The sequence below is a fragment of the Shewanella sp. SM101 genome (assembly GCF_025654465.1).
GTDB classification, from domain to species: domain Bacteria; phylum Pseudomonadota; class Gammaproteobacteria; order Enterobacterales; family Shewanellaceae; genus Shewanella; species Shewanella oncorhynchi.
On record NZ_JAKKRH010000001.1, the window covers coordinates 191,399 to 217,025 of the forward strand.

Consider the following 25,627-nt stretch of genomic DNA (forward strand, 5'->3'; position numbering starts at 1 on the left):
GTTTTTTATTGGACTTTTATTGACTGTCGTCGCTCACTCGTGACATGACTTTTATATGCGGCTGTTTACTGCTGTATTTTGGGCACTGTATTTTTGGCAAGGTATTTTGCGCTAACTGGTACTGACTCGGAGCGACGCCCATCAACTGCCTAAACATATAACCAAAGGCTGAACCCGAGGCATAACCTAAGGATAACGCAGTAGTGAGTACAGATTCACCTCGGCTGAGCATTTGAATCGCCACCTGCAATCTAAGCCTTTGCAACCATTGGCTATAACTCAGCCCTGTTTGCTGTTTAAATAATCTCGCTAACGTGCGGGCCGAGGCACCGACCTCCCGCTGCCAATCAACCAAAGTGCGCTGTTCGCTTGGATCGGCAAGCAAAGCCTCGGTAATGCGCAGTAATTTTTTATCCTTAGGATAAGGTAAATCCAAGGCGACCTTAGGGGCGAGCACCATAAAGTCACGGATCACCATCAAGAGCCGCATGACGCTATCCTTAAAATCGGGATCAATCAGCCCAGCCTCACTCTTCACTAAGGCATTAGCCTCTTGCAGTAATAACTGCAAAACAGGCTTCACACTCAAACAAGTACAGTCGGGTGGAAACCCGCCTATCCGGGTTTCATCCAAATACAGACTACTCAATTGCACCTGACCTAGCGCGATAACCTCATGATCGACAAAGGGAGGCACCCACACCGCTTGCTCAGGCGGCACAATGTAACGCCCAGCAGGCGTGATCACACTCAGCACACCTTGATTGGCATAAATGACCTGTCCCCAAGAATGACGATGGCGCTGCACATGTTCAAACGGCTTGAGTGTTCGCTTAAGCAACATGATGGAGGCACTTAGCCCTGCGGCGGCTAAACGTGAAGGTGCGACCTGCGTGTGCTGAGTAATATGCTGCTGGGATAAATGCGTGTCAGTGACTTGATTCAAGGTGTTATCGCCCAAAGTGATTTTTATATCGAAGCTTCTTTTCATATTATCGAGCCTCTTCCGAATAGAAGCGCCTCTTCATATAAAAGTACTTTATATTTGTAGAAGTGTCTTTATATCTAGATATTAAGTCAATCTATCGAGCCCAAGCCAAAGCAGCAAACGCTAACATGTCATATCAGGCTGAATTAATTGGAGATGACATGAGTATCCACATGGATAAAAACCGCGTAACGCCCGTTACATTACAAAAAATGAAAGGTAAAACCCCCATAGTTGCTCTCACCGCCTATGAAAAACCGATGGCAGAAATTATCGATCCCCATGTGGATATGATTATCGTCGGCGACTCCGTCGGCATGGTGGTTTATGGGCAAGACTCTACACTCGGGGTTACCTTAGAAATGATGATTAATCATGGTCTTGCTGTCAGTCGCGGCGCAGCACATGCCTGCGTTATTATCGATATGCCCTTTGGGAGTTATCAAGAATCGCCTCAGCAAGCCTTCAGACATGCCAGCCAAGTATTAATACGCACAGGCGCGCAGGCGGTAAAACTCGAGGGTGGCGCAGAGATGCTCGACACCACTCGTTTTTTAACCCAGCGAGGGATCCCTGTAATGCCACACATAGGATTAATGCCGCAACACGTGAATCAATTGGGTGGATTTAAAACCCAAGCAAGGGATGCTGCCGCCATCGAAGCCCTCGTTAGTTTAGCGAAAGACTTTGAGCAAGCAGGCGCTTTTAGCATACTGATTGAAGGCACATCCGAGCTCGCGGCGCGCACAGTGACGGTAGGAGTCTCAATCCCAGTTATAGGCACTGGTGCCTCACCCGCCTGCGATGGTCAAGTGCTCGTGACTGAGGATATCTTAGGCTTATTTTCTGACTACACGCCTAAATTTGCTAAACGCTATATCGACTTAGGACCATTGATCACTAAGGCCTGCGCCCAATATGCCCAAGAAGTGAGAACGGGTGAATTTCCAACATCGGAGCATTGCTTTGGCCTCAGTAAAACGACCAAGGTTACTGCGGATTAATTGTCTAAAGCGAAATGTTCCAGCAATCGAATAAACGATAAATCGAAATTTACAACTAATTGAGTCTACCGACTTGCTTTTTATAGGGGGGCGTTGCTTTAATAAAACTATTAAAACAATAAATTGAGTCTGAAGATTGCCTACATCAACTGCATTAGTCTTAGGCGGTGGCGGCGCTAGGGCGGCCTACCAAGTCGGCGTGTTAAAAGCACTGGTCCAGCTTTATCCACGCAATCATGGTATTCCCTTTAAAATTATTTGCGGAACCTCTGCGGGTGCCATCAATGGCACCGCTATCGCGACCCATGCCTCTTGCTTTCACCTTGGCGTCAGAAAACTCGAATGGGTTTGGCGTCACTTTGAAACTCGAAAAGTCTACCGAGCTTCGTTCACAGGTGTTCTCAGCCATCTAACGAAAATGGCCCTCAAAGGCATGCAAGATGATAAGGTCAATACCGATGCAGGCAGTCTGCTCGATAATGATCCGCTCAGAGGCTTACTCAATGAGCTAATCGACTTTAAACGTATCGACCGTAATATCCGTAATGGCTCACTGACCGCGCTGAGTGTGGATGCCTCTTGTTATAATAACTCTCGCTCAGTGACCTTTTTCCAAGCCGCGAAAGAAATCGAAAACTGGACCCGTGCCCGTCGCAGTGGCGAACGTATCATGCTCAATACCGAGCACCTACTCGCCAGTTCTGCAATCCCTATGGTATTTCCATCCATTAAACTCAACCAAGCCTATTATGGTGATGGTTCAGTCCATCAGCTAGCACCGCTCTCAAGCCCTATTCATTTAGGCGCCGAAAAACTCTTAGTCATTAACTTAGAGAGCCCGCACAAGCACTTTCCGATGGAACTAGAATATCACCCAAAAACGGCGACCATAGCGGGTCATCTGCTCGATACCATCTTTTCAGATACCTTAAATAGCGACCTTGAGCGGCTCGAAAGGATCAATCACACCTTAAGTCTCATTCCCGAGTCAAGCCGCAACAAGCTGGCCTTGCATCCAATAAAAACCTTAGTCATCAAGCCCAGCGAAGACCTCAGTAAAATTGCCGCCCGCTTCTATGATGACATGCCATGGGCAGTAAAAACCTTACTCGGTTTTATCGGCATAGATAGGCAGTCAGACTCAAGTATTGTGTCCTACCTACTCTTCGAAAAAACGTATACCAGCGCTTTAATCGACTTAGGCTATAAAGATGCCATGGAAAAAATCGATGAACTTAAAGATTTCTTTTGTTTAAAATAAGCTAACGACTTAATCAGTTTCTTCACTAAAAATCATGCCAAATGGATAGATATAGCTTGAATATTAGTGCCGAAATTCAAACTTTCGCATGAGCAAGAAGATGGATTTAACATTGATAATTTTGTTTGCATCGCTTACTATGCTGTACTAGATTATCAAAAAATCATGCACATTTTTTCAAAAAGGGAATCACGATGAAAAAAACTTCACTAGCACTTATCGTTGCAATGACAGCATTCAGCTCTATGGCTGCAAATGCAGTTGAAGGCCAAGCAGCAGGCGCTAACGCTGCAGCTAACAGCACTGGTTTAATCGTTGCTGGTTCTGTTGCTGCTGGTGCTGCAATTGCCGGTGCTGTTGCAATCTCTAACAGCTCTGATGGCAACCCAATCACGAGTACAGGTACTAACACTACCACTGGTACTGGCAACTAATCAGTCTGATATAGCTATCAAACAACCGCCTACTGGCGGTTGTTTTTTTTGTTTCTCCTAGAGAGTAGGAATTGCTCCATTTCTTGAAATAAGACTCACCTCTCTCTACATTTGATATTTATGACTATTGAGAATAAGCAACTCGGATGCGTATAAATAAAAAACTACTATCACTACTCACAGCCTCCATTGCATTAATGGGAATTTCTGGCTGTAGTCAACGAATTAGCGCCCTCAACGATACGATGAAATTGGCTTTCGTTGGAGATAGCGATATTAAGCTCACAACCGAGCAAGTGAAAGCTAATCCCTATGCCAGCATTTATGTCAAGATTGATGACACCCCCCAAGCATTTGTTGTTTTAGCCTTTGCGGAACCGAAACAAACTCTCACCCCAGTCAGACCCGTACCGGAAGTAATTGAGCTAAAATGGCTCTCCGCGGATAACGCTATGTTAGTGACAGTGAACGGACGTTTAGTAAAAACTCAAAGTCTACTTACTGGCAATTTAGCCGCAATAGAAAGCTCTGAACCCGATCCTATTCTCTTGGGCTTGCATTTAAGCAGTACTCCTAAAACTTGGACTCGAACTATTGATTGGCAGCCAGGATACCACTATGGATATAAGATTAAGTCGCAGTTTGCTTTTATTGCCGAGGAAGAGATACTCATCAACGATACGCCAACTCAAGCACTGCATTACAGTGAGCTAGTATCAGTGGAAGGCCTGAATATCCAGTATCAAAATGAATTTTGGTTAAAGCCAGATAATGGACACGTCATTAAAAGTCGCCAGAAGATAGCACCAAATCTACCTTTTATTGATATCACTTTACTTAAGCCATTTGCATCCTAGTGGAACCATTATGAGATATTACATAGCGCCATTGGCACTTGTACTTAGTTCGGTATTAACGACAACTGTTCAGGCTGAAACTCAGCTATTCATCAGCACATCAATAAATCAAGATGCTCAGGTTCAACTGAACTATCCTGCAGCAGTGCGTATTGAGCAAATAGTGCAAGATGGATTAGTCCAACTTCCAAAATATAATAAGACCAATCAAAATGAAGTCGTGCCTATTTATTGGTTAGGTGCAGCATTACTCGATATTGAGAATACCGCCGTATTAGAGACTAAACGCCAGCAAGTCTTAACCCTACTATCCAAAATGGGCGAAGCTAAAGACGACAGTGCTTACATCGCCAAGCTAGCTAAACTTGCACAATTCATTCGCAACTTAAAACTTGGACAACGTGTAATACAACCACTGGATGTTGATGTTATTCGAATTAATGATTCGTATAATGCGCTGATTAATGGTCGTTTTCTATTAGTTTTACCGCCTCGTCCAACAACCGTCACGGTACTTGGTGCAGTGGCTCAAACGGGGAGTTTTACATGGCAGAATCAACTAAGTAGCAAAGATTACCTCAAGCAAGCAGGCATACTCGATAATGCTGAAACTAGTTTTATATGGATAATTCAACCCGATGGACAGGCAATAAAACAACCTATCGCCTATTGGAACCATCAGACTCAGGATATTGCACCTGGGGCAACACTTTACGTTGAGTTTTCAAGCGGCTTTGGTGACGACACGAGTTTGAATGAAAACATGATTGAATTACTCAGGAATCGGGCTCTGTAATGAAAAACTCTCTCCATTCTTTAGGTCGTCTATCCGCACTATCTTTGGCACTTTTGCCACTATTACATGCGACTGCCGATGAATTTAGCTATCCCACACTCTTAGCCTCGCAATCAGATTTTGGCGGTGTTGGTTTAATGCAGATGCCAACGGGGCGTATGGCACCTGAAGGCGAGTTTAATTTTGCCACTAGCTATAACGACGAATACCAACACTTTACGGCCTCTGTACAACTTTTCCCTTGGTTTGAAACCACAGTTCGTTATACCCAAGTACAAGACTTACTCTATAGTAGCGACCCCAGTTTTAGTGGAAACACAAAATACACGGATAAGGGCATAGACTTTAAAGTCCGTCTACTTGAAGAAAGCAACTGGCTACCAGAAACCTCGATTGGTGTCCGCGACTTTGGTGGCACCGGATTATTCGATGCTGAGTTTATTGCGGCGACTAAACGAGTTGGGCCGTTAGATTTCACCTTAGGTATTGGCTGGGGATATATCGGTAATAGCGGCAACCTGACATCGGATAAAAAAGATCTCAACTATAACTGCGATCGAGATACGTCCTATGGTGGTAAAGGTGGCACAGTTGATTATCAACGTTGGTTTAAAGGTTGTGCGGCCCTCTTCGGCGGTGTCGAATATCAAACGCCTTGGGACCCACTACGCGTCAAAGTCGAATACGATGGTAACGACTACCAATCCGACTTTCCAGTTGTTCGCGGCGGTATTGCTATGCCACAGGACAGCAAATTTAACTATGGCCTATTATATCGGTTCGGAGACTGGGGAGATCTGCACTTAAGCTATGAGCGCGGAAACACTTGGACGCTTGGTTTTAGCCTACAAACGAATTTTAATGAGTTAACACAGATTAAACGCGATCCTGCTGCAGCGAAATATAAGCCAATTCCTGCGGCACCGTTAACACATGTGCAAACAACCAATACGCCATTAGATAGTGTTAATTCTTCTGAACAAACGCCTGCAATAGCCAGCGCCACCTTAGATACCACAAAAGAAATCGCTGACGTTCATTTAATACAGCCACAAGAGGGCATGTTAGAAACAGCAATTAACTGGTCGAAAGTAGCACAGGATCTACAATCCATTGCGGGCTATAACAATCCTAAAATTTACCTCGACTCTGACAGCATCACTGTCATTGGTGAGCAAACTAAGTTTCGAGATAGAAATGAAGCCCATCAAAGGGCGGCAACCATACTCGCCAACAGTAGCGATCTAACTCGAATCAAAGAGTATCGCTTGATTGAAACTCACTATAGCCAGCCAATTACCGAAACTCGTATTAATGCGGAAAAATTTGCGCAAGTAGCGAGTTTTGGCTATCTGAATGCGAAGATTACAGACGCAAGTCAAGTCAGTGTCCCTTCATTACCTCAAGGCCAACTAGTCACACACTCAGACAAAAATTGGTTAGACAAGCTTGGCTTTGATATTTCACCAACTATGGTGCAATCCTTCGGTGGTTCGGAAGGCTTCTACATGTTTAATATCGGTGTTACAGGTAGTGCCAACTATCGATTTACCGATAACTTCGAATTTGGCGGTTCTCTCTACCTTAATTTATACGATAACTACGATAAGTTTTTATATGACGTGCCACCAGACGGCACCGACTTAAAACGCGTAAGAACCTTAATCCGTCAATATGTTCACGATAACCCAGTGAGAGTTAATAACCTGCAACTCACTTGGATGGACAATCTTAGCGATAATATTTCCTATCAAGCCTATGGTGGCTATTTAGAGATGATGTATGGCGGTGTTGGTACTGAGTTCCTATATCGCCCACTTAATAGTCAATGGGCCTTTGGGTTCGATGTTAACTATGCTAAGCAGCGAGATCCCGATAGTATGTTTGGGTTCTTTAAGGATGAAAATCAATTTGACCCTCTCACCAATCGTGCCTATCGAGTTCAGACTGGCGTAGTGACTGGACATGCAACGGCTTATTACCAACCGGAGTGGTTTCCTAATACCTTACTCAGAATCAGTGCAGGACAATACCTCACCGAGGACAAAGGCGTGACGGTTGATTTCTCTAAACAGTTTGATAGTGGTGTTATCGTCGGCGCATTTGCGACTAAAACTAATCTATCGGCAGATGAATACGGTGAGGGAAGCTTTACCAAGGGATTCTATATTTCAATCCCATTCGATCTAATGACGGTTAAGTCTACCCATAGTCGTGCTTTCCTATCATGGATGCCGTTGACCCGCGACGGCGGTCAAATGCTTGGCCGTAAGTACAACTTGTTCGATGTAACTGATGCACGTGCGCCTTGGTATACCAGACCCAGTGTTGACCCCATTAAATAATTAGTACGCAGTAAAACCTCAAAACGGGCAAGATAATTCTTGCCCGTTTTGTTTTCTGCCATTAGGACTAACTTACAATAGTAAAATCTGCACTGCCAAATTAGCTCACTACTTTATTGGCGATTTAATTCCATGTGGCGATGAACGTAAGTACTGTGGCGGCGCTTTCACAGTTGCACCTAATATTGCTGCCGCATGCCAAGGCCAATGTGGGTCATAGAGCATAGTGCGAGCAAGTGCAATAGCATCAGCCTGCCCGTGTGTCAGAATCGTTTCTGCTTTATTGGCATCCGTAATTAATCCCACGGCAATCACAGGTGTGTTTACCTCAGCTTTAATGGCTTCGGCAAAAGGCACTTGAAAGTGTTCTGCAACAGGGATTTGTTGTAGCGGACTTAATCCACCTGTACTCACATGGATAAAATCACAGCCTCGGGCCTCTAATGCTTTTGCCAATACTAGGCTTTGGGTTAAATCCCAACCGCCATCAACCCAATCAGTCGCTGATATCCGCACACCGAGTGCCATCTTAGGCGATATCACTGCTTTAATTGCATCGAACACGGCCAACAATAAGCTCAAACGATTTTCTAAACTGCCACCATATTGGTCAATGCGTTGATTCGATAATGGGGATAAAAATTGATGAAGTAAATAACCGTGAGCAGCATGGAGTTCAATCGCATCAAGCCCTAATCGTTCGGCACGTTGCGCCGAACTGACAAATGCCAATATAAGCTCATCAATTTCATCCAATGTCATCGCACTCGGTAATGCTGTGCCTTCGTTAAAAGCCTGCGCGGAAGGCGCTATCGTCTGCCAACCATTATGTTCATCGGGTGCAATAGTGCCGCCACCTTCCCAAGGTTTTCGAGTTGATGCTTTACGCCCCGCATGGGCAAGTTGTATCGCCATCGGCATATTTGAATACTTGCGGATAGATTTGAGTGTTTTATCTAAGGCCGCTTCCGTTTTGTCATCCCACAGGCCTAAATCTGCATAGGAGATCCGGCCATTGGGCAAAACAGCAGTCGCCTCTAAAATGAGCATTCCCGCTCCCGATAACGCCATGCTGCCTAAGTGAATCGTATGCCAATCGGTTGCTTGACCGTTTTCCGCCGAATACTGGCACATAGGCGCAATAATAATCCGGTTTGCTAACTCGAGTTGACCTAAGGTCAAAGGCGAAAATAATAAGCTCATTGTCATTCCTTCTAATACAAAGCCTGATTGGTTTTATGATGCGGCGCTGGCGTCGCTATCCCGCGTCGATAAAATAGGTGCAGCTAGAAAGGGCCAATCGATGGCAAAGTCGGCATGGTCCCAAGCAAGCACATATTCATCCTGCGGCGCGTAATAATCGGTGCAACGGTAAATCACATCGGCATAATCACTCAGCACGTAAAAACCGTGGGCAAAACCAGGTGGGATCCACATCTGTAAATGATTATCGGCCGATAATATTCGACCGACCCATTTCCCATAGGTCGATGAATTTTCACGAATATCCACGGCAACATCGAAAATACTTCCCGCACACACTCGCACAAGTTTCCCTTGGGGTTGCAGCAATTGATAATGTAATCCCCGTAGAACATTTTGCTGTGATCGGCTGTGATTATCTTGAACAAAAACAGCGGCTGGGAGTCCTCGATTGGCAAGGCAATCGTCAAAATAAGATTGCCTAAAGGTTTCCATAAAAAAGCCGCGTTCATCGCCAAATACCTGGGGCTCAAATACCAGCACCTCAGCTAGCTCAGTTTCAATACACTTCATTAAATACCTGTTTATTAAGCAGTCCTAACAAATACTCACCATAACCACTTTTCAATAAAGGGTGCGCCAAGGCTTGTAGCTGTACAGCATCAATCCAGCCTAGATAAAATGCTGTTTCTTCAGGGCAATTGATTTTGAGCCCTTGCCGTTTTTCAATCGCGGCAATAAATTGTGTTGCCTCAGCCATAGCGTCGGGTGTCCCAGTATCAAGCCAGGCGGTTCCTCGACCCATAATCTCTACTTGTAGTTCACCTAAACTCAAATATCGGCTGATCACATCGACAATTTCCAACTCTCCCCGCGCCGAAGGATGCACACTCTTAGCAAAATCACAGGCTCGACTATCAAAAAAATACAATCCGGGAATCGCGTAGGAAGACCGCGCCGCTAAGGGTTTCTCTTCAATTGAAATGGCCTTTCCTGAATCATCAAATTCAACCACGCCATAGGCATTAGGATTCGCCACATGATAGCCAAAGATAGTCGCACCCGATTGCATTTGTAATGCTTTTTGTAGGTTAGCGCTAAGATGCTGACCGTAAAATAAGTTATCACCTAAGATAAGCGCACATGCATCACCCGCTAAAAAAGACTCGGCAATGATTAATGCCTCAGCCAAACCCTTTGGTGACGACTGCTCGGCATACTCGAGCCGAATCCCCCAACGGGTACCATCCCCTAACAGGGCACGAAAAAGCGGCAAATCATGGGGAGTGCAAATGATCAATATCTCCCGAATGTCAGCCTGCATTAGGGTGACAAGGGGATAATAAATCATAGGTTTATCATAGATTGGCAGCAGTTGCTTACACACAACCTGCGTCATAGGATAGAGCCGAGAGCCAGTGCCCCCCGCCAGTAAAATGCCTTTTCTCATTGATATATCTAGGATTAGTGAATCAACTAAAGTGCAAAGAGTGTAGCATACAAACGCAGGGAAAAGCAGACCGGCCAAAGGCTTGCTAGGTGCTAGAAATTGCGAAGCAGTGTCCTGGATTACAGAACACTTCGTTTACGATTGACGGATTACCGAACGCTCGCAAGCTCACTCTCCGTCAGGGCGAAGCCCGTTCTGTAAACAGTCAGTCACGCAGTGACATTCCGTAGCCGCACAGCGGCGTTCGTAGAAACTAGAGCGCTTCGCTGCTAGAGTCTATAGCCACACAGCGGTGTTCTAGAGCGAGCCAGCGAGTGTCCTCTTTACCGCTCGGGGATCTGAATTTCGACTTTTACGCCTTGATTGGGAGAGGAAGTCAGCAAAATACTGCCATTTAATTTCTGCGTCACCAGATTATAAATAATGGACATACCCAGCCCAGTGCCGCCTTCCTTACGCGCGGTAGTGAAAAAGGGCTCAAACGCCTTCGCCTTAACCTCATCGGACATACCCACACCGTTATCCTGATACATCATTCGAATTTGTTCATTGAGCTTGTCAACCCGAATAGTGATTGCTTTATCTCCAGTAAAATCATCAGGAAAACCATGGCGAAAACTATTAGCCACTAAGTTAGTAAATATTTGCGCAATTGCACCGGGATAAGAGTCGATAAAAATATTATCATCTAACTCAACGGTTAAGGTAATGTTTTTCTTACGCATTAAAGGTCTTAACGAGCTAAAAATTTGGAATATATAGGTCTTTAGATTAAAGCGTTCACGCTCCAGAACGGACTGATCGGCCGCCGTACGTTTAAAGTTATGCACTAACTCAGCCGCCCGTGAAAGATTGCGTTCAATTAACCCTAATCCATCTTGCATAGTATTAATAAAACTTAAAAACTTATCTTCATCCAGTTCATTACGCTCAAAAAATCCCTTCAATAACGCCAGTTCATCTAAACAATGGGTTACCGACGTCACCGCTATCCCCAATGGTGTATTGACCTCATGGGCGACCCCAGCGACTAAGCTTCCCAGTGCCGCCATTTTTTCATTCTCGACGAGGTGGTTTTGGGTCGCACTCAGGTTAGCTAATGCCGCCTCTAATTCTTTTGTTCTATGTTCAACTTGGCTTTCAAGATCCGCATTGATGGCCTTTAGTTGTTGTTGATAATCAAAAATTTCCTTCGCACTCATTGCACGTGCAAACAAATCGGCTAGCGCGGAAGCAAATGCTTTTTCATCCCGAGTCCATTCACGGGGTGTGCCTTGATGTTCAGAGCAAATAATCCCAACCATCTTGCCACTGCGTCGTATTGGGCTATCGAGCATTGAGGTGATGTGATTTGGCTGCAAATACCCAGCCAAAAACTCATGGGTAGCAAGATCCGTTTGCGCGTGATTAGCAACGATAGTGCGTTCGTTATCTAGCAAGCTGAAATAATGAGGATATTGGCTGCGGGTTATGACTAATGGCTCCTGCACGCGCGCATTATCGAGCAGGAAAAAACACTGAATACTTTGGTGATCTTCACTCCACAGCCAGATCCCGGCGCGGGAAATATTAAGTCCCTTGCAGACGGATGACACAATCAACTGCGATGCCTGTGTTAAATCCCCCTGATCGATCACCTGGGACTTACTCACATCGAATAGAATTCTGTCTAACATGCGCGTCATAATGATATTGATCCACCTAAAGATTCTGTATTGTTTTTGGATAACGCCACAAGCCCACCTCCCAAGCGCTAAGAGATAGATTTTAGTATAGATTCAATCTAGGAAGTGACGAGGCCATGTTGACATTTCGAGATTAAATTTTGTTCTCTATTGCCAATTCATAAACACGAAACGAGGAGTGAAGTGCCATTATTCAACTCAAATGATGAGTCGTTAGAGTGAAAAATCAGAGCGAGAGCATGCAATCACTTCAACAATTTATCTTCACCAAGGGCAAGTTCCATCAGCTAAATAAACAATCGAGGTGCAAATAACACATTGTTATAACATGATAATAAGAGAAATTTTGCTCAATACACCTTGCCGAGTATGATAACAACTGACATGCTAAATTTTACTCAACAAATGGGATCGAGTATGAACAAATCACTCTTAACAATCACCTTTTTAGCCCTGTTCACCACCGCCTGCTCAGAGCCCGCACAACCAAGTGCAAATACGGCGGCACAAACCGAGGCAACGGCCAGCATTTCCCTTGGCGATACCAGCAAAAATGTACTCGACTGGCCCGGTGAATATGAAGGCGTCGTTCCCTGTGCAAGCTGTGAGGGGATCCAAACCCATATCAGCCTGCGGGCAGATAACAGCTTCGAGCTAAAGACTGTTTATTTAGGCAAAGATGAGCGGATTTTCAAAGTAACAGGCACCGCAGTTTGGGATGATCAAGGGCGCAACATCACCCTAGCGGATGGTAGTCAATATTTGGTCGGTGAAAACCAACTCATCATGCTAGACACTGAGGGCAAACGCATTACCGGTGAACTTGCCGAGCATTATGTATTGAAGAAGAAAGGTTGATAAAAAATATGCAACTTATCCGTTATCGGGAATGCCCATCAACAACATGGAAAAATGGCGGCGGCAGTACCAAACAGTTACTGATTTCCCCAAGCCATGCGGATTTATCTGATTTTGATTATCGGATAAGCATAGCCAGCGTTTCGAGCAGCGGCCCTTTCTCACTATTTATCGGCATAGATAGGCAACTATGCTTACTCGAAGGTGAAGGACTCAAACTGCACATTCAAGGAGATAGCCTCAATAGCAGCACCCTATTAACCCCCAATAATGCCCCGTTTAATTTTAAGGGTGAAACTCAAATTGAGAGCCAATTACTGGATGACCCAGTTCTCGATTTCAATGTTATGACCAAACGGGACAAATATAGCTCCAATATCGAAAAAATCTGCATTAACGACACTTTTATCTCTGATTCAAGCGAAAACACACTCGACACAACACAGGAGCAAAACGTTTGCATGCCACTGCAATTACTCTTGTGTTTAGAACCCGTTATATGGGACCAGAATGGCCATTTAACTGAGCTTGAACGCTACGATTTATTGCTCTGCCCCCCTGGCGAACCGCTCAATTTCAAAAGTGATAATCCAACCAAATGGCTCTGCATTAGCCTTAGTAGGAACAAAGGGACGTCCTAAAAATTGCAAAGTAACCTTCCTAGATAACAGAACGCTTAGTTCACAATTGACGGAACGCTGCGCTGACGGAGGACGGATTACGGAAAAAGCCGATTTCTGTTACGTTGTCATCCTAGCCACTCTTAGGCGGCCATCCTCGCTTTCACACCGTCATCCTCCCCCCTTTACACTTTCATCCTCGCGGACGCGGGGATCCAGATATTACCGTGTACCATAAATCTTGCCACGTTGGATTTTGTGAATTAATCAGCTCAATGTTCCATTCACGACGCCATTTTTTCAGCTGTTTTTCTCTAGTGATAGCCTCATACATAGATTGATGAGACTCAAAGTACACTAACTGATCAACTTTATATTTATGGGTAAATCCATCAATAATAGCGTTTTTATGCTGCCATATCCGCTGCTCTAGATGACTCGTTACTGCATAGACTGAACTAGAATATGCATAAACTAAATGTTTGACTTTGGTTTGATGACATCCCACAAGAATATTTAGGTGACCAACAAGGTTTGCATCCGCATAAACGTGAGGGTTTTCTATCGAATAACGCACACCTGCCTGTGCAGTAAGATGGATCACACGATCGAATTACTCAGTTTCAAATAACTGAGCCATAGCCCCACGATTAGCTATATAAGCATTAATAAAAGTGAGAGTATAAAAAGATCTGTGTAAGTGGCATTCTATCCATGTATTTGAAAGGAAAAAAGAATGCCAGTATCAGACCAGCTTATCGATTAGTTATTAGCTGATTACAAATCCCCTCAAGACCTGCTTGGTGAGCAAGGTATCCTTAAGCAGTTGACTAAAAAGCTTGCTGAGCGTGCTCTTGAAGCCGAGATGGAGCAGCATCTTGGTTATGCCAAACATGATGCGGCCGGTAAAAATACTGGCAACTCCCTTAACGGTAAAAGCCGTAAATCAGTACGCACTATTCACGGCGACATTGAGCTTGACCCACTGCGAGACCGAAATGGCAGCTTTGAGCCTAAGCTCATCAAGAAAGGCGAGAAACAGCTCGGCGGCTTTGATTAGCGCATCGTCTCGCTTTACGCCAGAGGCATGTCTACCCGTGATATCCAAGCCCACTTTGAAGAAACCTATGGTGTTGAAGTCTCGCCGACCTTTATCTCACAAGTAACTAATGCAGTACTTATTAGCTTTGGCTCATAAGCTATGGTCGGAGAATTTCGCGCTGTTCGTTAAAAACCGCGGTGTAGAAGATATCTTGATCGCCTGCGTTGATGGCCTTGAGGGCTTACCGGATGCGATATAAGCGGTTTACCCTAAAACGCAGGTACAGCTGTGCATCGTGCCTCAAATCCGCAACAGCCTGCACTTTGTCAGTTGGAAAGAGCGTAAAGCCGTTGCAGCAAATCGAACTAGCCCTGAAGCAATTTGCCGAGACGTAGGATAAGCAGCAACCAAGTATCAGCAAATCTTGGCGCGAAAACTGGACAAGGCTTAGCGTTTTCTTCGACTGTCCCCCGGAAATCCGCAAGGTGATTTACACCACCAACGCCATCGAATCACTCAATGCCAGCCTACGTCAGGTGACCAAGACCAGGCGGTCGTTTCCGAGTGATGACGCGGTGCTGAAGTTGCTGTATCTGGCTTTACACCAGATTGCTAAAAAGTGGACAATGCCACTACGAGATTGGAAGCCTGCCATGAGGCAGTTTATGCTCATGTACAGCAACCGTGTGTCGTTATAATAAATAGCCTTTTATAGTCTCTAACTCTCATATTTTGAAGACGATGTGTCAGATCTAGTCTGAACTAATACATTAAAGGGCGTTTAGACAGCATGCTTAGACATTTAATTTTAGCCTGATGCTGAATTCCGAACGCCCTACTAGCAATACTAAATCTCACTAATAACCATATTGACTAACTGGTTGCCAGTGTTTCTTAACATCATTCTGAATAAACTTTTGTTTTTCTTTAATTAAATCAGTCTCTACTAACCCTATTGCTTGATGGGCCTTTTCCTTAGTACTGATATCTGGATAGCTAACTTGAGTAACGTTAAGTTGCTTCAATATTCCAGCGAGCAGATGACGTGCTTCGTTCGCTTGTTCAATGGCTTTATCTAAAAGCTGCTTACCTTCTTGTGGATTATGTGCATACAAACCATGTGAAGACATGGCAAAGTCCCAGCGCCACTGACTGTGTCGTATCGCCATAATGGGCTCATTCATATTCTCCCATTTAGCACCGGCATCCCATGCTGCTTTGGCTTCGTAATGAGCCTTGACGAGTAAAGCTTCCACTTCGCGGGCTTTTGTTTCAATAGTTAACTTATTCGCCGCGAGTTTAGTTTCGATTTTGGTTTTGCTGCTATGGCAGCCGCTGCAGCTACTATCAAAATGCGGTAAGGCTTTATCAACTTTATGGCTCGTAAATTCAACACCTTTTGCATCCTGCTGGGTTGGCATATGGCAAGTAATGCAAGTGACACCGACTTCGGCGTGTTTACTACGACTCCAGTGCTCAAACTCAGGATGACGTGCTTTGAGTATGGGCGTTTTTGAAATGGGGTGGATCCATTCAAAAAAGCGGCGAGTGTCGTAATATTTTTCAATATCATCGGCGGTACTACCAAAAATCCAAGGAATATTAACGACATTACTTTTTTCTGGACGGAAATAATAAGTCACATGACACTGACCGCACACCTGTGCGCCTTGCATATTTTTATCTTGTTTATCGAATGGCAAGTGAACTTTGGCCATTGCATCTTGAGCATGTGGGCGAGGTAAGGCTAATTTCTGTGTACCAGACTCATGGCAATCGCTGCAATAGACGACACTTTGGATCTCTTTGCCCAAATCGGTAAAGTTTTTGGCAGAGTACCCTTCAAATCCCAATTGTTCTATCAATCTGGGCGCATCAGGTGTTTTACAGGTCCAGCAACTGGCGGATAAGCCCTTCTCTCCTGCTTTAGGGGGCACTCCTGTACGTAAAGTCTGTGTCACATCGGCAACGGCGAAATGGTGTCCCCGTGGGCTATGGTACTCTTTTGCATAGGAAGATCCTGCCCAGAGTATGATACTGGCAGGATAATTTGCGAGCATATCCTCGCGCTCAACTTGTTCAGATGTGGCTTGCCAAGATTGATATTGATTAGGATATTTTTGTTGATTGCTGGTATCAGAAGCCGCTACAGATGTGCATGTAGCAATAACGAGAAAGCCAATCAGCTTGAGTAATATGACTGTTTTTAAATAAATTTTCACTTTGTATCCTTTTGTCAGAACATCAATATTAACCTGGGCGCCCATCAATACGGGGGCGAGAGAGTATTGGCAAATAGTGCCATACAAACAGTGCAAATGCGATAAACCAGCAAGTGCCAGCCAACCATAACCATACTTGGGAGTGGGCCGGAAACCAGATGGGCATCAATGCCCTGAGCAGTGCCGCTAATGGTAGGCAGATAAATGCCAAAATCATTTTCGGGCCTTCATAAATATTTCGGCTCGTGTGTCCGAGTGACACTCTGGAGATCATCGAAAGACACAGGGTAGCCATACAACCAATAGCAAATAGGTGAAGCAGGCTGCGATAGGCATATTCATTATCGAGATACCAACTCATGGCTAACAGGCTAAGTGGCAACATTAAATAGGCAAGATGCAAGGACCACAGCATAGGTTCCGTCAGTGTTTTATGGGGTAACCAGCGTACAAATCGGACTAGATGCAAGAGCCCTGTAATGAGTAGTAAGCCTCGCTCGACTTCCTGAGGTATAAGGTGGATGAGTGATTGAATGACGAGCAAGATCATCGTCAGGATCAGCGGGTATTCAACCCAAGTTAAGGGATCTGCTTTAGTGGCCTTAATGCGCATCGCGGTAAAGAATGGAATGACACGCCCACCAACTATGGTGATAAGTAAGGCTAACCACCATAACATGGCCTGCCAAATTTGATTAGCAAGGATGAAGTCGCGTTCAAATAAAGCGTAATAGCTGACATTGTTAATCACGAGTGCTGCAAACAACATAATCGGAAAACCAATATTGCGCCATTGCTTCACCTTATAAATGCAGCGCCATAGGGTAAGGCTTGCCATACCAAGGAACAATGAATCAAATAATGCCGGCAAAATTAGTGGAACTTGAATAGGGAGTAACAGTAATAATCGTGCCAGCAACCAGCAACTAAAGGTCAACGCAAGTGGCCATCCCTTTAATGTGGGTTGATTTGTCCAATTTTGAACCGCAGTAAGTAAAAAACCACAGACAATTGCGATTGCAAAACCGAACAACATTTCATGTGGATGCCACCATAGGGGCAATACTTTACTCCAAAAAGATGAAGGAAAAAAACTATATTGAGGAGTAAACCAAGTTAGTAACCACAAAGGGATATATAACGCAGCTAATATTGCTCCCCCAAGAAAAAAAGGTCTAAAGCCTAGTCGCCATAACGCATGAGCTCGTTCGGTTTGTGTAGGATCATCAATATTTAGCATAGTTTTCACCCTAGTTGCAGACGACAGATAAGACGCATTGGGAAGTTCTGGAGATATTGAACTAATGCCATGTGGCCAAGCATCATTGTTCGTGTGTTTCTCTCTAAATTTAGAGGAACACACGCCCTTGAGGGAGTGTCCCTCAAGGGTAAGTTGTTTATAACTGTGTTATTTATTAGGTTGTTTGTTTTTATCTTGCCTGATGGCGAAACAACCTACTGCTACGAGCATTAAAGTCGCAACAGAAAAACCAGCTAATGAATACAAAATAAACGTTTCAGGTGACACTATGTAGTTACTCATAAGGATGTCCTTACCTTAGATTTTAGCATTTGATTCAATTTCGAGCAATTAACAGTGTTCAAGGCGACCCACCGTTATACTTATTCAGTAACCAAATCAAACCAAAATGCAAAACAATAAAGCCTATGTTTTATAGGCTTTATCAATTGCTCTGATCAGTTAAAATCAACAACGAACGGGCATGACTAGAGTGATCAATTCATGTATGTCACAAGTGATCAAAATCGCTGTTGACTGGTTGAAGTAAAAAGTTACTGTGTCGCCCCCTTGTTTTGCAAGGGCATCAGCAAGGTAACTAGGGTTCACTCCAATGGTTATCGCGGGACAGTGCAATTCAACATGGTCAATTGTTTCTGCAAATGAATTGGCTTCATCAATACTTGAAACAGATAAAATGTTTCCTAGCACTCAGAAATAAAACCCCAAAACAATTACGAGCGAATACCGCTCAATTGAAAAGCGCTTTGAGTGAATGCCGCACATTTATCTAAATTGTTTTGCTCATTTTTTAATGCTCGGCTTCTTTCAACATCGCTTTAGCATGGGCTAGTGTCATCATAAGTTTCAAATAATTATCAGGAAAAGATACAAAACCAAACTCACTATAAAAACGTCTAGCATCTTCGTTCTTTGCTTGTACAATAATCATAGGGATAGGAATTGCACTGGAAGCGTGGATAATTCGTTTGATTGCATCTATAAGCAATATTGAACCAAGCCCTTGTCTTTGACAGGTATGGTTAACAGCCATTCGACCTATCAAGCTGCACGTTATTTCAGATGGATATTTTTTAGCTATTTCGGTTGGTAACTCGCTAAGAGATACCTGAGCTACAGCAATAGAGTAATAACCTTTTATATGTGAAGGATTTAACTCAGAAGTAAGAACATATGTCCTTGAAATATCTTTCTTTTCATGCTGACCTGAAATACATTTCAGGTAGTTGTTTAGCTCTGTATTCCCACAATCAAAACCCTTACGGTCATGCTTATTTTTATCAAATGGGGTAACTTTCATTGTTTACCGTTTCCTTATGCTTGCGCGCGGCATTAAGAAACCGACTGTTACTTTTAACGGGTGCATCTAAAGCGTTCACAAAAGCTAAAGCATCATTTTTTGATAACACCAGAAAATGCTCTTGTGTGATCAATCTTTTCGCTTCTGAAATCATTGTATTCGCAATAAAGCTGTTAATACTGGCATAACCAGCAAGCGCAGCCGCTTTCTCTAACAGCTCTTTTGACTCAATGCTTACACGAGTGGTAATGCGTTCATTTGTCATACTTTTCATCTGCCTATTTCCTAATTTAGCATCAACGGATGCGTTCACTTTTAATAGCCACTATTCTGGCACTCTGTGCTGAACTAGCGGAACATATTGCGGTGAAATATGAGGCATAACCTCATTTACCATACTACCATTATCATTAACAAATATCAATAAAGTTGACAAAATGGCACCTTAATTCAGGTTGTTCCAAAAAGCGCCTACCAAAAGGCTAAAATATTGCTATGGTGTTACCGCCCAACCATCGGATGTTCTGCTTTTTTGATTTTGTTAGCTTTTGAAATGCACCCTCGGCAGAGATAGTTCTTATGCTCGGACTCTGCAAAGAGTTTGATATTTTTAGAATACGGGGATTACTACATGCTTCGTACAACTTCTTGCCCTCTCTACCTTTGGCGATTCGAAACAATTTACCATCTGCATTTATGGGTGGATTTTCTAAAAGAAAATCTACAGCACTTCTTTCGTCTGGTACGATAGTGCAATGGGATCGACTTCTGCCAGCGTAACCAAGTTCCTTTAATCCACCTTCGGTCATTACTGCAACCTGCCTGAAAAACATTATAAATCTAACATTGGAGATAGGTTTATTGTCTTTCCGATGAGCGTGTGAAGTGTAAATAATCCTCGCTGGGTATAGGATGCTATCGTGGTGTTTCTGACACACATGAGTTGGGTAAAATGTTGATTTTTGACTAACAGCAAAAGTGCCAATTTCCTCACAATAGAAACATTTAGTTCTTTGTTTTGCAGGACGAATAATCATAAACCCCCTTCCTTAATGACTCTATTTTACTTTCTTTTCAATAAGTTAATTAAAATCATTTCACAAGATATGGTTTATTTATCAAAACCGCCATATCCTGACCACGATAATAAGGCGCAATTCTGATTCGCTTTCTTAAACTCATTTTTTCGCCGTAGGCTTGCAACTTCCAGTGACCTCTGACAATAAATCTACGGTGCATTTTTCTATGACTTTTTTGCTCAGTTAAGCTCTCAACTGAGGACTTACTTTTATCTATTGTGATAGGCGATACAGTGCGCCCAACATCAAGAAAATCTAGATACGATATACTCGAAACATCATTTAGTTTTTTTCATAAGTTTATCCATACATCCTCGATAGCGACATTAAAACTGAAGATTATTCTGAGTTACTCTGTAAGCGTAACGCCAACCACACCTTGCGGTGTGGCGGGTGATCAGTAAGGCAGGAGTTGCTGTAGTTTCTCTTGGGTGTTGGCTTTGGGTAGCTCGGTTAATAAGCGGCATAGGTAATCATACGGCTCCAGTCCGTTGATTTTTGAGGTCTCGACCAGGCTGTACAGTGCCGCACTGGCTTGTGCTCCCGTCTTGGTATTGGCGAACAACCACGCCTTGCGACCAATCACGAACGGTTTGATGGCGCGCTCCGCACGATTGTTGTCGATATTCAGACAGCCATCATCCAGATAGCGGACAAGCTTGGGCCACTGATTCAGGCTATACGTAATAGCCGCTCCCAGTAAACTTTCTTTCGTGACACTCTCGCTTGATTTATCCAACCAGCTTTTGAATTGCGCGAGCAACGGCTTGGCTAGCGTTTGCCTGGCTTCATATTTCTTATCAGGCGGCGCAGTTTTTAATTTACTCTCCAGCGCATAGAGTTTCTGGATATGGTTAAGAGCCACATCGGCCTTACCGGTTTTGCCTTTACCCTGCGCTTTTTGGGCTTCGACGAACTTACGTCTGGCATGTGCCCAGCAGCCGACTAAGGTTGCGTGGGTTTTCTCATATCCGGCATAACCGTCGACCTGCAGATAACCGTTAAACCCCGCCAGGAAGTCGGTGGGATGTTTACTGCTGCGACTATCCTGATAATCAAACAGCACGAGCTTGGGGCCGGTACTTTTTTCTAAGCCACAGCCATATACCCACATATAACAGGTGCTTTTCTCAACATCCAGCACATTAACCGTGGTTTCATCTGCCCACAGCACGGGCTGTTTCAGAAGCTCAGCTTTCATTAACGCCAGTAACGGTTTCAGTTTCTCTGCACAGCTTATCAGCCAGCGGCTCATCGTTTGACGGCTAAGCTCAATACCGGCCTGATTAAACAACTGCTCTTGTCGGTACAACGGTAAGCCATAGTGCATTTTGCTGCTGATGATTTGGGCAAGCAGACTCGGTGTGGCCATGCTCTTAGGGATAACCGCCGGTGGCACATCGGCAATTTTAATGTCGACCTTGGTGTCCGTGGTTTCACACTGCCGGCAGCTGTATTTCAGCCGCACGTTTCTGAGCACCCGGATTTGTGCCGGTACGAACTCGATTTGCTCACTAACTTCTTCACCCATTTGATGTAGCGCATGGCCACAGCAGGCACAGGTTTTATCGTCAATGTCATGGATAACATCAACGCGCGGCAGCTCAGGGGCAATCCGTGGGCGGCGTGGCTTAGCAGCTTTCTTAGCGCTCTCGGTCGTCTGAGTATCTGGCTCTGTCGCTACTGACTCGTCTTCAATAAGCTGTTCGGCCTCATTTAACACCTCGCCTTCACCTTCATAGGTTTCACTGCTGGGGCTAAATTTCTGGTACTTCTTCAGGTTGTAACGCTCCAGCAACTGCTGCAACTTGTCCGACAGCTGCTGGTTAACCCGCTCTAATTTGGCGATGCGTTTATCTTTCTGCGCCAGTTTGCGCTCAAGCTTTTGCGTCTGCTCAAGCAGCATTTTCTTGAGCAGTGCAACGTCATCAGGTAAGGTGTCTGGTATCTTTTTCATGGCCGCCATTATAACGGCCAATTTAGCTAAGTGCTTGGTAAGATTTAGATTGTTTTGGATGCGATCATAAGGATTTATAGCCGATCGTCATATCAGCCCACACTCTGGTAATGCAGTGGCTGATGGGCGGTGATTTTTTGGATATCGACACCTTGCAACAGCCAATGCCATTGCTGCTCGCTAATAGACAGTATTTTGCCAGGCATCTGCCGTGGCCAGCGGAACTTGTCTTTTTCAAGCCGTTTGTACCACAGGCAAAACCCGGTGCTATCCCAGTACAGTACTTTTAACCGGGTACGCTGCTGATTACAAAACACAAACAGTGCGCCGCTAAATGGCGAGAGCTGCATCTCTTGCTCGACCAGCAACGATAAGCCATTAATGGATTTACGAAAGTCGACCGGCTGTTTATGCAGGTAGATTTTGGGCGGGTCGATAAACATCTTCATGATTAAAGCGCCCGGAGCAACGCAGCTAACCACAAGGCATCCGTGCCTGACGGTAAGTGCAGCTCTACATCGTGCTTTTTCAGCAGCATTGGCTGGCTAAGCAACATGCCTTGAGTGGTCAGCTCGACAAAGCCGCTATCGTCTTCGTGTTGCCAGGCGAGAAGTTGCCGCTTACGATAACTGAAATAGGTTGGGTCAATGCCTTGCTGTTTTGCAAATTCGGTTTGAGTTAACCCACTGGTTTTTTGCTGGTCAAACAGCGCCAGCCATTGTTTGGTTGTTCTACCTCAGGTTCGGTTGAAAACGTTCAGAAGGAAATAGGAAAAATTTTGGAATCGGCTCACCGAAATAACCCGGCTAGGGGAATTACGGGTGCCCTTCTCTACTCTGGGGGATATTTTTGTCAGGTGATTGAAGGCTCGGAAGAGTCTTTAGAATAACTTTTCGAAATTATTCAACTAGATGACAGACATACTGATGTAACGGTTCTTCACTTCGAGCCATTAGATGAGAGAAACTTTGCTGACTGGTCAATGGCGCTTGCTGGAATTGAGGATAAAGCACGGTTTAATCTTGATGGCCTGCTTGGCTCAAAAGATGAAATTCAGATTAAAGAAGCAGGAGCGAGCATTGTATCAACGCTAGATGAATTGATTAGGCAGCATCAAGACCTTGTTAAATGAGAGGCTTGTTTCAGAGCATCGAGCGCGGCGCACGCCTGTAACAAAATAATAATAACGAGCTTAAGGATTCAATAAGCTACAACGTACTGTTTATAACAGTGCTCTCTAAAGCTAAATTGATTGAACCATCGTTCTGATAAACTAACACACCATTTTTTGAGCCTTTTTTCACCTGATACATTGCTTGGTCAGCCCGCTTACAAAGTTGTTCGCTTGTTATCCCATGCTGTGGGTAGAGCGCGATACCAACACTCATCGAAATGTTTGCTTCGCTACCAGCAGGCAGAGATATGGGGGACTTAACTTCGGCAATGAACTTAGTCGCCTTATCGATAGCCTCTTGTTCGTCAACGATATCTTGAAGCAGCACTACGAACTCATCTCCTCCTAATCTGGCAAGCGTATCCGATGCGCGTATGCACTGTTCAATACTCTTAGCTACCGTTTTAAGCACAACATCGCCGGCTTCATGACCATAGATATCGTTGACTGTCTTAAACCCATCCAGATCAATGAAGAACACAGCCAGATGCGTTTTTTCGCGCTCTGCCAGGGCAAGTGCCTGCGAAATGCGGTCATTAAACAATTGTCGGTTAGGGAGGTCAGTCAAAACGTCGTGATAGGCCCCTCGGTAGTAAGTTTCCAGTTGAAGTTTACTGCGGGTGATATCCTGATGGGTGCCATACATAATGATGGGCTTACCTTCATCATCCCACTTCCCAACCTTGCCACGGTCAAGAACCCACTCCCAGTGTCCGTCCTTATGACGCATGCGAGCCTCGCACTCATAAAAAGGTGTCTCACCCAAAAAGTGTTGCTTGAGCAACTGTTCTGACTTTTTAAAATCGTCCGGGTGTGTGAGTTTGATCCAAGTTTCTATGGAGATTGGCTCAAGCTCTTCAAGCTTGTAGCCAATAATCTTTGCCCATTTATGGTTAAATACAGTTTCACCAGTTTGAATATGCCACTCCCAGGTGCCAACACGGGTACCTTCCAGAAAAGCATTCAATCTAGCCCTTTCCATTGAAAGGTCCTCTGTCATCTCCCTCGCCAGAGCTTCTGCTCTCGACCGGCCTGAAATTAGTATAAAAACTAAAACAGACAACATACCACTCAACATGACACCAGTTAAAACAATAACTCTCGGCAACCCGGTCTCGACTCGTTGCAAAAGGCTCTTACTTGCTTGAATGCGTAATGTCCAGGTTTGCCCCAGCAAATCTAACTGATGGACTGACTCAAACTCTGGCCAGACATCATCTCTATTTAAACTACCAAAGTGAGTTTGCGCCGCAGCACGCAATTCTTTACCATCGAAGATGTCTATAACCAGATCGCGCTCTTGCTCTCCCATAAGTCCTTCCAGGAAGTCAGTCATGCGAAACGGTGCATATACCCAACCCAGCAAACTTGCCCGGCGCTCTGCCACCGTAGCAGCCGGTAGGTCTTTATCATACACGGCTTGATATATCAGAAACCCTGTTTGCTCATGAACTCCGACTTCCTGCTGCAGTCGAACCCAACCGGAGAGCATCATTTCACCAGTGTCCATTGACCGTTGCATGGCGAAGCGTCTCACGGGCTCAGAGTACATATCATAGCCAAACGCCCTCAAGTTACGCCCCGAGAATGGCTCAAGATAGATTATCGAGGAATAAAGATCTCTTTGGCCTTCAGGGAGTACGCTGTAGGATGGAAACCCTTCAGCACGAATTTGTTCAATATGTACCTGCAGTTCTAATGGATGAATTGCCTTGGCAAATCCAATACCTTGGATGCCAGGTAAGTAGCGTTCAAGAGCCTGACGCTCGTAATAATCTCTAAATTGATGTCGGTCGACAATTTTGTAAATATTAAAAATACCTGCCGTGCCACGAAGTACCTGTTGGTAGGCTGCCATACGGCTCTTAATTCGCTCAACAGCTTCCCGGGCTCGGAACTCGAAATAGACTTGCTCACGTTCGTGGACAGAATTGACAATAATTTGATATATCACAGCAGTGGAGCCCAGCCCAAGAACAAAAACCACTACAGCCAATAGAAACTGGATGGCATGGCTCGACTTCCCTAATGCATTCTTGCTAGATATGTTCCAAATCTCAGACCACATATCATTTTACTTGATGGTATTTC

25 protein-coding genes and 3 pseudogenes are annotated in these 25,627 nt (G+C 44.5%); 11 read left to right on the forward strand and 17 right to left on the reverse strand.

Translation table 11 applies throughout. The features are described 5' to 3' along the window. Positions 1 to 16: 16 nt before the first annotated feature. Complete coding sequence (locus L5M38_RS00830; protein ID WP_317629527.1) at positions 17 to 961, reverse strand: helix-turn-helix transcriptional regulator; 945 nt, start codon at positions 959 to 961, stop codon at positions 17 to 19. A gap of 188 nt (positions 962 to 1,149) precedes the next feature. Between L5M38_RS00830 and panB the strand changes: the two genes are divergently transcribed. The 6 genes from panB (at position 1,150) to L5M38_RS00860 (ending at position 7,685) form a co-directional block, all read left to right on the forward strand. Continuing rightward, positions 1,150 to 1,992, forward strand: a complete 843-nt coding sequence (gene panB, locus L5M38_RS00835) for a 3-methyl-2-oxobutanoate hydroxymethyltransferase (RefSeq protein WP_263178051.1) — start codon at positions 1,150 to 1,152, stop codon at positions 1,990 to 1,992. A gap of 136 nt (positions 1,993 to 2,128) precedes the next feature. Next, positions 2,129 to 3,253, forward strand: a complete 1,125-nt coding sequence (locus L5M38_RS00840; RefSeq protein WP_263178052.1) for a patatin-like phospholipase family protein — start codon at positions 2,129 to 2,131, stop codon at positions 3,251 to 3,253. A gap of 194 nt (positions 3,254 to 3,447) precedes the next feature. Then, complete coding sequence (locus L5M38_RS00845; RefSeq protein WP_263178055.1) at positions 3,448 to 3,687, forward strand: hypothetical protein; 240 nt, start codon at positions 3,448 to 3,450, stop codon at positions 3,685 to 3,687. A gap of 146 nt (positions 3,688 to 3,833) precedes the next feature. After that, on the forward strand, positions 3,834 to 4,544 hold the full coding sequence (locus L5M38_RS00850; RefSeq protein WP_263178058.1) for a YjbF family lipoprotein: 711 nt from the start codon (positions 3,834 to 3,836) through the stop codon (positions 4,542 to 4,544). 10 nt (positions 4,545 to 4,554) lie between these two features. Further along, positions 4,555 to 5,340 (forward strand): capsule biosynthesis GfcC family protein, encoded by a 786-nt coding sequence (locus L5M38_RS00855; protein ID WP_263166600.1) that lies wholly within the window; start codon positions 4,555 to 4,557, stop codon positions 5,338 to 5,340. Beyond that, positions 5,340 to 7,685, forward strand: a complete 2,346-nt coding sequence (locus L5M38_RS00860; protein ID WP_263178060.1) for a YjbH domain-containing protein — start codon at positions 5,340 to 5,342, stop codon at positions 7,683 to 7,685. Before L5M38_RS00855 ends, L5M38_RS00860 begins: the two co-directional genes overlap by 1 nt. Positions 7,686 to 7,793: 108 nt before the next feature. On the opposite strand, the gene L5M38_RS00865 is transcribed toward L5M38_RS00860, so the two are convergent. The 4 genes from L5M38_RS00865 to L5M38_RS00880 all read right to left on the reverse strand — a co-directional run bounded on the left by L5M38_RS00865 (position 7,794) and on the right by L5M38_RS00880 (position 12,023). Continuing rightward, on the reverse strand, positions 7,794 to 8,888 hold the full coding sequence (locus L5M38_RS00865; protein WP_263178062.1) for an NADH:flavin oxidoreductase/NADH oxidase: 1,095 nt from the start codon (positions 8,886 to 8,888) through the stop codon (positions 7,794 to 7,796). A 33-nt stretch (positions 8,889 to 8,921) separates the two neighbouring features. Beyond that, positions 8,922 to 9,461, reverse strand: a complete 540-nt coding sequence (gene rfbC / locus L5M38_RS00870; RefSeq protein ID WP_263178063.1) for a dTDP-4-dehydrorhamnose 3,5-epimerase — start codon at positions 9,459 to 9,461, stop codon at positions 8,922 to 8,924. Continuing rightward, complete coding sequence (rfbA, locus tag L5M38_RS00875; protein WP_115014267.1) at positions 9,448 to 10,338, reverse strand: glucose-1-phosphate thymidylyltransferase RfbA; 891 nt, start codon at positions 10,336 to 10,338, stop codon at positions 9,448 to 9,450. The genes rfbC and rfbA overlap by 14 nt, the downstream gene beginning before the upstream one ends. 323 nt (positions 10,339 to 10,661) lie before the next feature. Continuing rightward, positions 10,662 to 12,023 (reverse strand): sensor histidine kinase, encoded by a 1,362-nt coding sequence (locus L5M38_RS00880; protein ID WP_086904477.1) that lies wholly within the window; start codon positions 12,021 to 12,023, stop codon positions 10,662 to 10,664. A gap of 417 nt (positions 12,024 to 12,440) precedes the next feature. Between L5M38_RS00880 and L5M38_RS00885 the strand changes: the two genes are divergently transcribed. Next, a complete protein-coding gene (locus L5M38_RS00885) occupies positions 12,441 to 12,881 on the forward strand; it encodes a copper resistance protein NlpE (RefSeq protein WP_263178076.1) in 441 nt (146 codons plus the stop codon). 8 nt (positions 12,882 to 12,889) lie between these two features. After that, positions 12,890 to 13,522, forward strand: coding sequence for a HutD family protein (locus tag L5M38_RS00890; RefSeq protein ID WP_232005158.1), 633 nt, complete (start codon positions 12,890 to 12,892; stop codon positions 13,520 to 13,522). Between the two features lie 172 nt (positions 13,523 to 13,694). On the opposite strand, the gene L5M38_RS24460 is transcribed toward L5M38_RS00890, so the two are convergent. Next, on the reverse strand, positions 13,695 to 13,922 hold the full coding sequence (locus tag L5M38_RS24460; RefSeq protein WP_411028100.1) for a GIY-YIG nuclease family protein: 228 nt from the start codon (positions 13,920 to 13,922) through the stop codon (positions 13,695 to 13,697). 15 nt (positions 13,923 to 13,937) lie between these two features. Beyond that, a pseudogene (locus L5M38_RS24465) lies at positions 13,938 to 14,174 on the reverse strand (NAD-dependent epimerase/dehydratase family protein); the annotation flags it as partial. A gap of 123 nt (positions 14,175 to 14,297) precedes the next feature. On the opposite strand from L5M38_RS24465, the pseudogene L5M38_RS00900 reads away from it, so the two are divergent. Next, positions 14,298 to 15,241 (forward strand): annotated as a pseudogene (locus L5M38_RS00900) (transposase). Positions 15,242 to 15,400: 159 nt separating this feature from the next. On the opposite strand, the gene L5M38_RS00905 reads toward L5M38_RS00900, so the two are convergent. The 9 genes from L5M38_RS00905 to tnpA form a co-directional block, all read right to left on the reverse strand. Next, on the reverse strand, positions 15,401 to 16,810 hold the full coding sequence (locus L5M38_RS00905; RefSeq protein ID WP_014610877.1) for an ammonia-forming cytochrome c nitrite reductase subunit c552: 1,410 nt from the start codon (positions 16,808 to 16,810) through the stop codon (positions 15,401 to 15,403). Continuing rightward, a complete protein-coding gene (locus L5M38_RS00910) occupies positions 16,794 to 18,005 on the reverse strand; it encodes an NnrS family protein (protein WP_263178077.1) in 1,212 nt (403 codons plus the stop codon). Before L5M38_RS00910 ends, L5M38_RS00905 begins: the two co-directional genes overlap by 17 nt. A 168-nt stretch (positions 18,006 to 18,173) precedes the next feature. Beyond that, positions 18,174 to 18,308 (reverse strand): hypothetical protein, encoded by a 135-nt coding sequence (locus tag L5M38_RS00915; RefSeq protein WP_014610879.1) that lies wholly within the window; start codon positions 18,306 to 18,308, stop codon positions 18,174 to 18,176. A gap of 508 nt (positions 18,309 to 18,816) precedes the next feature. Next, positions 18,817 to 19,326, reverse strand: a complete 510-nt coding sequence (locus tag L5M38_RS00920) for a GNAT family N-acetyltransferase (RefSeq protein ID WP_014610880.1) — start codon at positions 19,324 to 19,326, stop codon at positions 18,817 to 18,819. Then, the gene (locus L5M38_RS00925) at positions 19,307 to 19,600 is read right to left on the reverse strand and encodes a DUF1778 domain-containing protein (protein WP_014610881.1); all 294 of its coding nucleotides are present in this window, start codon (positions 19,598 to 19,600) and stop codon (positions 19,307 to 19,309) included. The genes L5M38_RS00920 and L5M38_RS00925 overlap by 20 nt, the downstream gene beginning before the upstream one ends. 208 nt (positions 19,601 to 19,808) lie before the next feature. Continuing rightward, positions 19,809 to 20,363, reverse strand: coding sequence for a hypothetical protein (locus L5M38_RS00930; protein ID WP_014610882.1), 555 nt, complete (start codon positions 20,361 to 20,363; stop codon positions 19,809 to 19,811). A gap of 439 nt (positions 20,364 to 20,802) precedes the next feature. After that, positions 20,803 to 22,362: an IS66 family transposase gene (gene tnpC / locus L5M38_RS00935; RefSeq protein WP_263178086.1), complete on the reverse strand. Its 1,560-nt coding sequence runs from the start codon at positions 22,360 to 22,362 to the stop codon at positions 20,803 to 20,805. A gap of 92 nt (positions 22,363 to 22,454) precedes the next feature. After that, the gene (gene tnpB, locus L5M38_RS00940; RefSeq protein WP_263178079.1) at positions 22,455 to 22,811 is read right to left on the reverse strand and encodes an IS66 family insertion sequence element accessory protein TnpB; all 357 of its coding nucleotides are present in this window, start codon (positions 22,809 to 22,811) and stop codon (positions 22,455 to 22,457) included. Between the two features lie 2 nt (positions 22,812 to 22,813). Next, a complete protein-coding gene (gene tnpA / locus L5M38_RS24555; RefSeq protein WP_411569296.1) occupies positions 22,814 to 23,077 on the reverse strand; it encodes an IS66 family insertion sequence element accessory protein TnpA in 264 nt (87 codons plus the stop codon). A gap of 3 nt (positions 23,078 to 23,080) precedes the next feature. On the opposite strand from tnpA, the pseudogene L5M38_RS00950 reads away from it, so the two are divergent. Both L5M38_RS00950 and L5M38_RS00955 read left to right on the forward strand, forming a co-directional pair. Next, a pseudogene (locus L5M38_RS00950) lies at positions 23,081 to 23,338 on the forward strand (BLUF domain-containing protein); the annotation flags it as partial. Between the two features lie 6 nt (positions 23,339 to 23,344). Continuing rightward, positions 23,345 to 23,494 carry a hypothetical protein gene (locus L5M38_RS00955; RefSeq protein WP_263178087.1) on the forward strand — a complete coding sequence of 50 codons (150 nt, stop codon included), beginning with the start codon at positions 23,345 to 23,347 and terminating at the stop codon, positions 23,492 to 23,494. A 76-nt stretch (positions 23,495 to 23,570) separates the two neighbouring features. Here L5M38_RS00955 and L5M38_RS00960 read toward each other — a convergent pair whose 3' ends face one another. Then, a complete protein-coding gene (locus tag L5M38_RS00960; protein ID WP_263178081.1) occupies positions 23,571 to 25,604 on the reverse strand; it encodes a CHASE domain-containing protein in 2,034 nt (677 codons plus the stop codon). Positions 25,605 to 25,627: the final 23 nt, after the last annotated feature.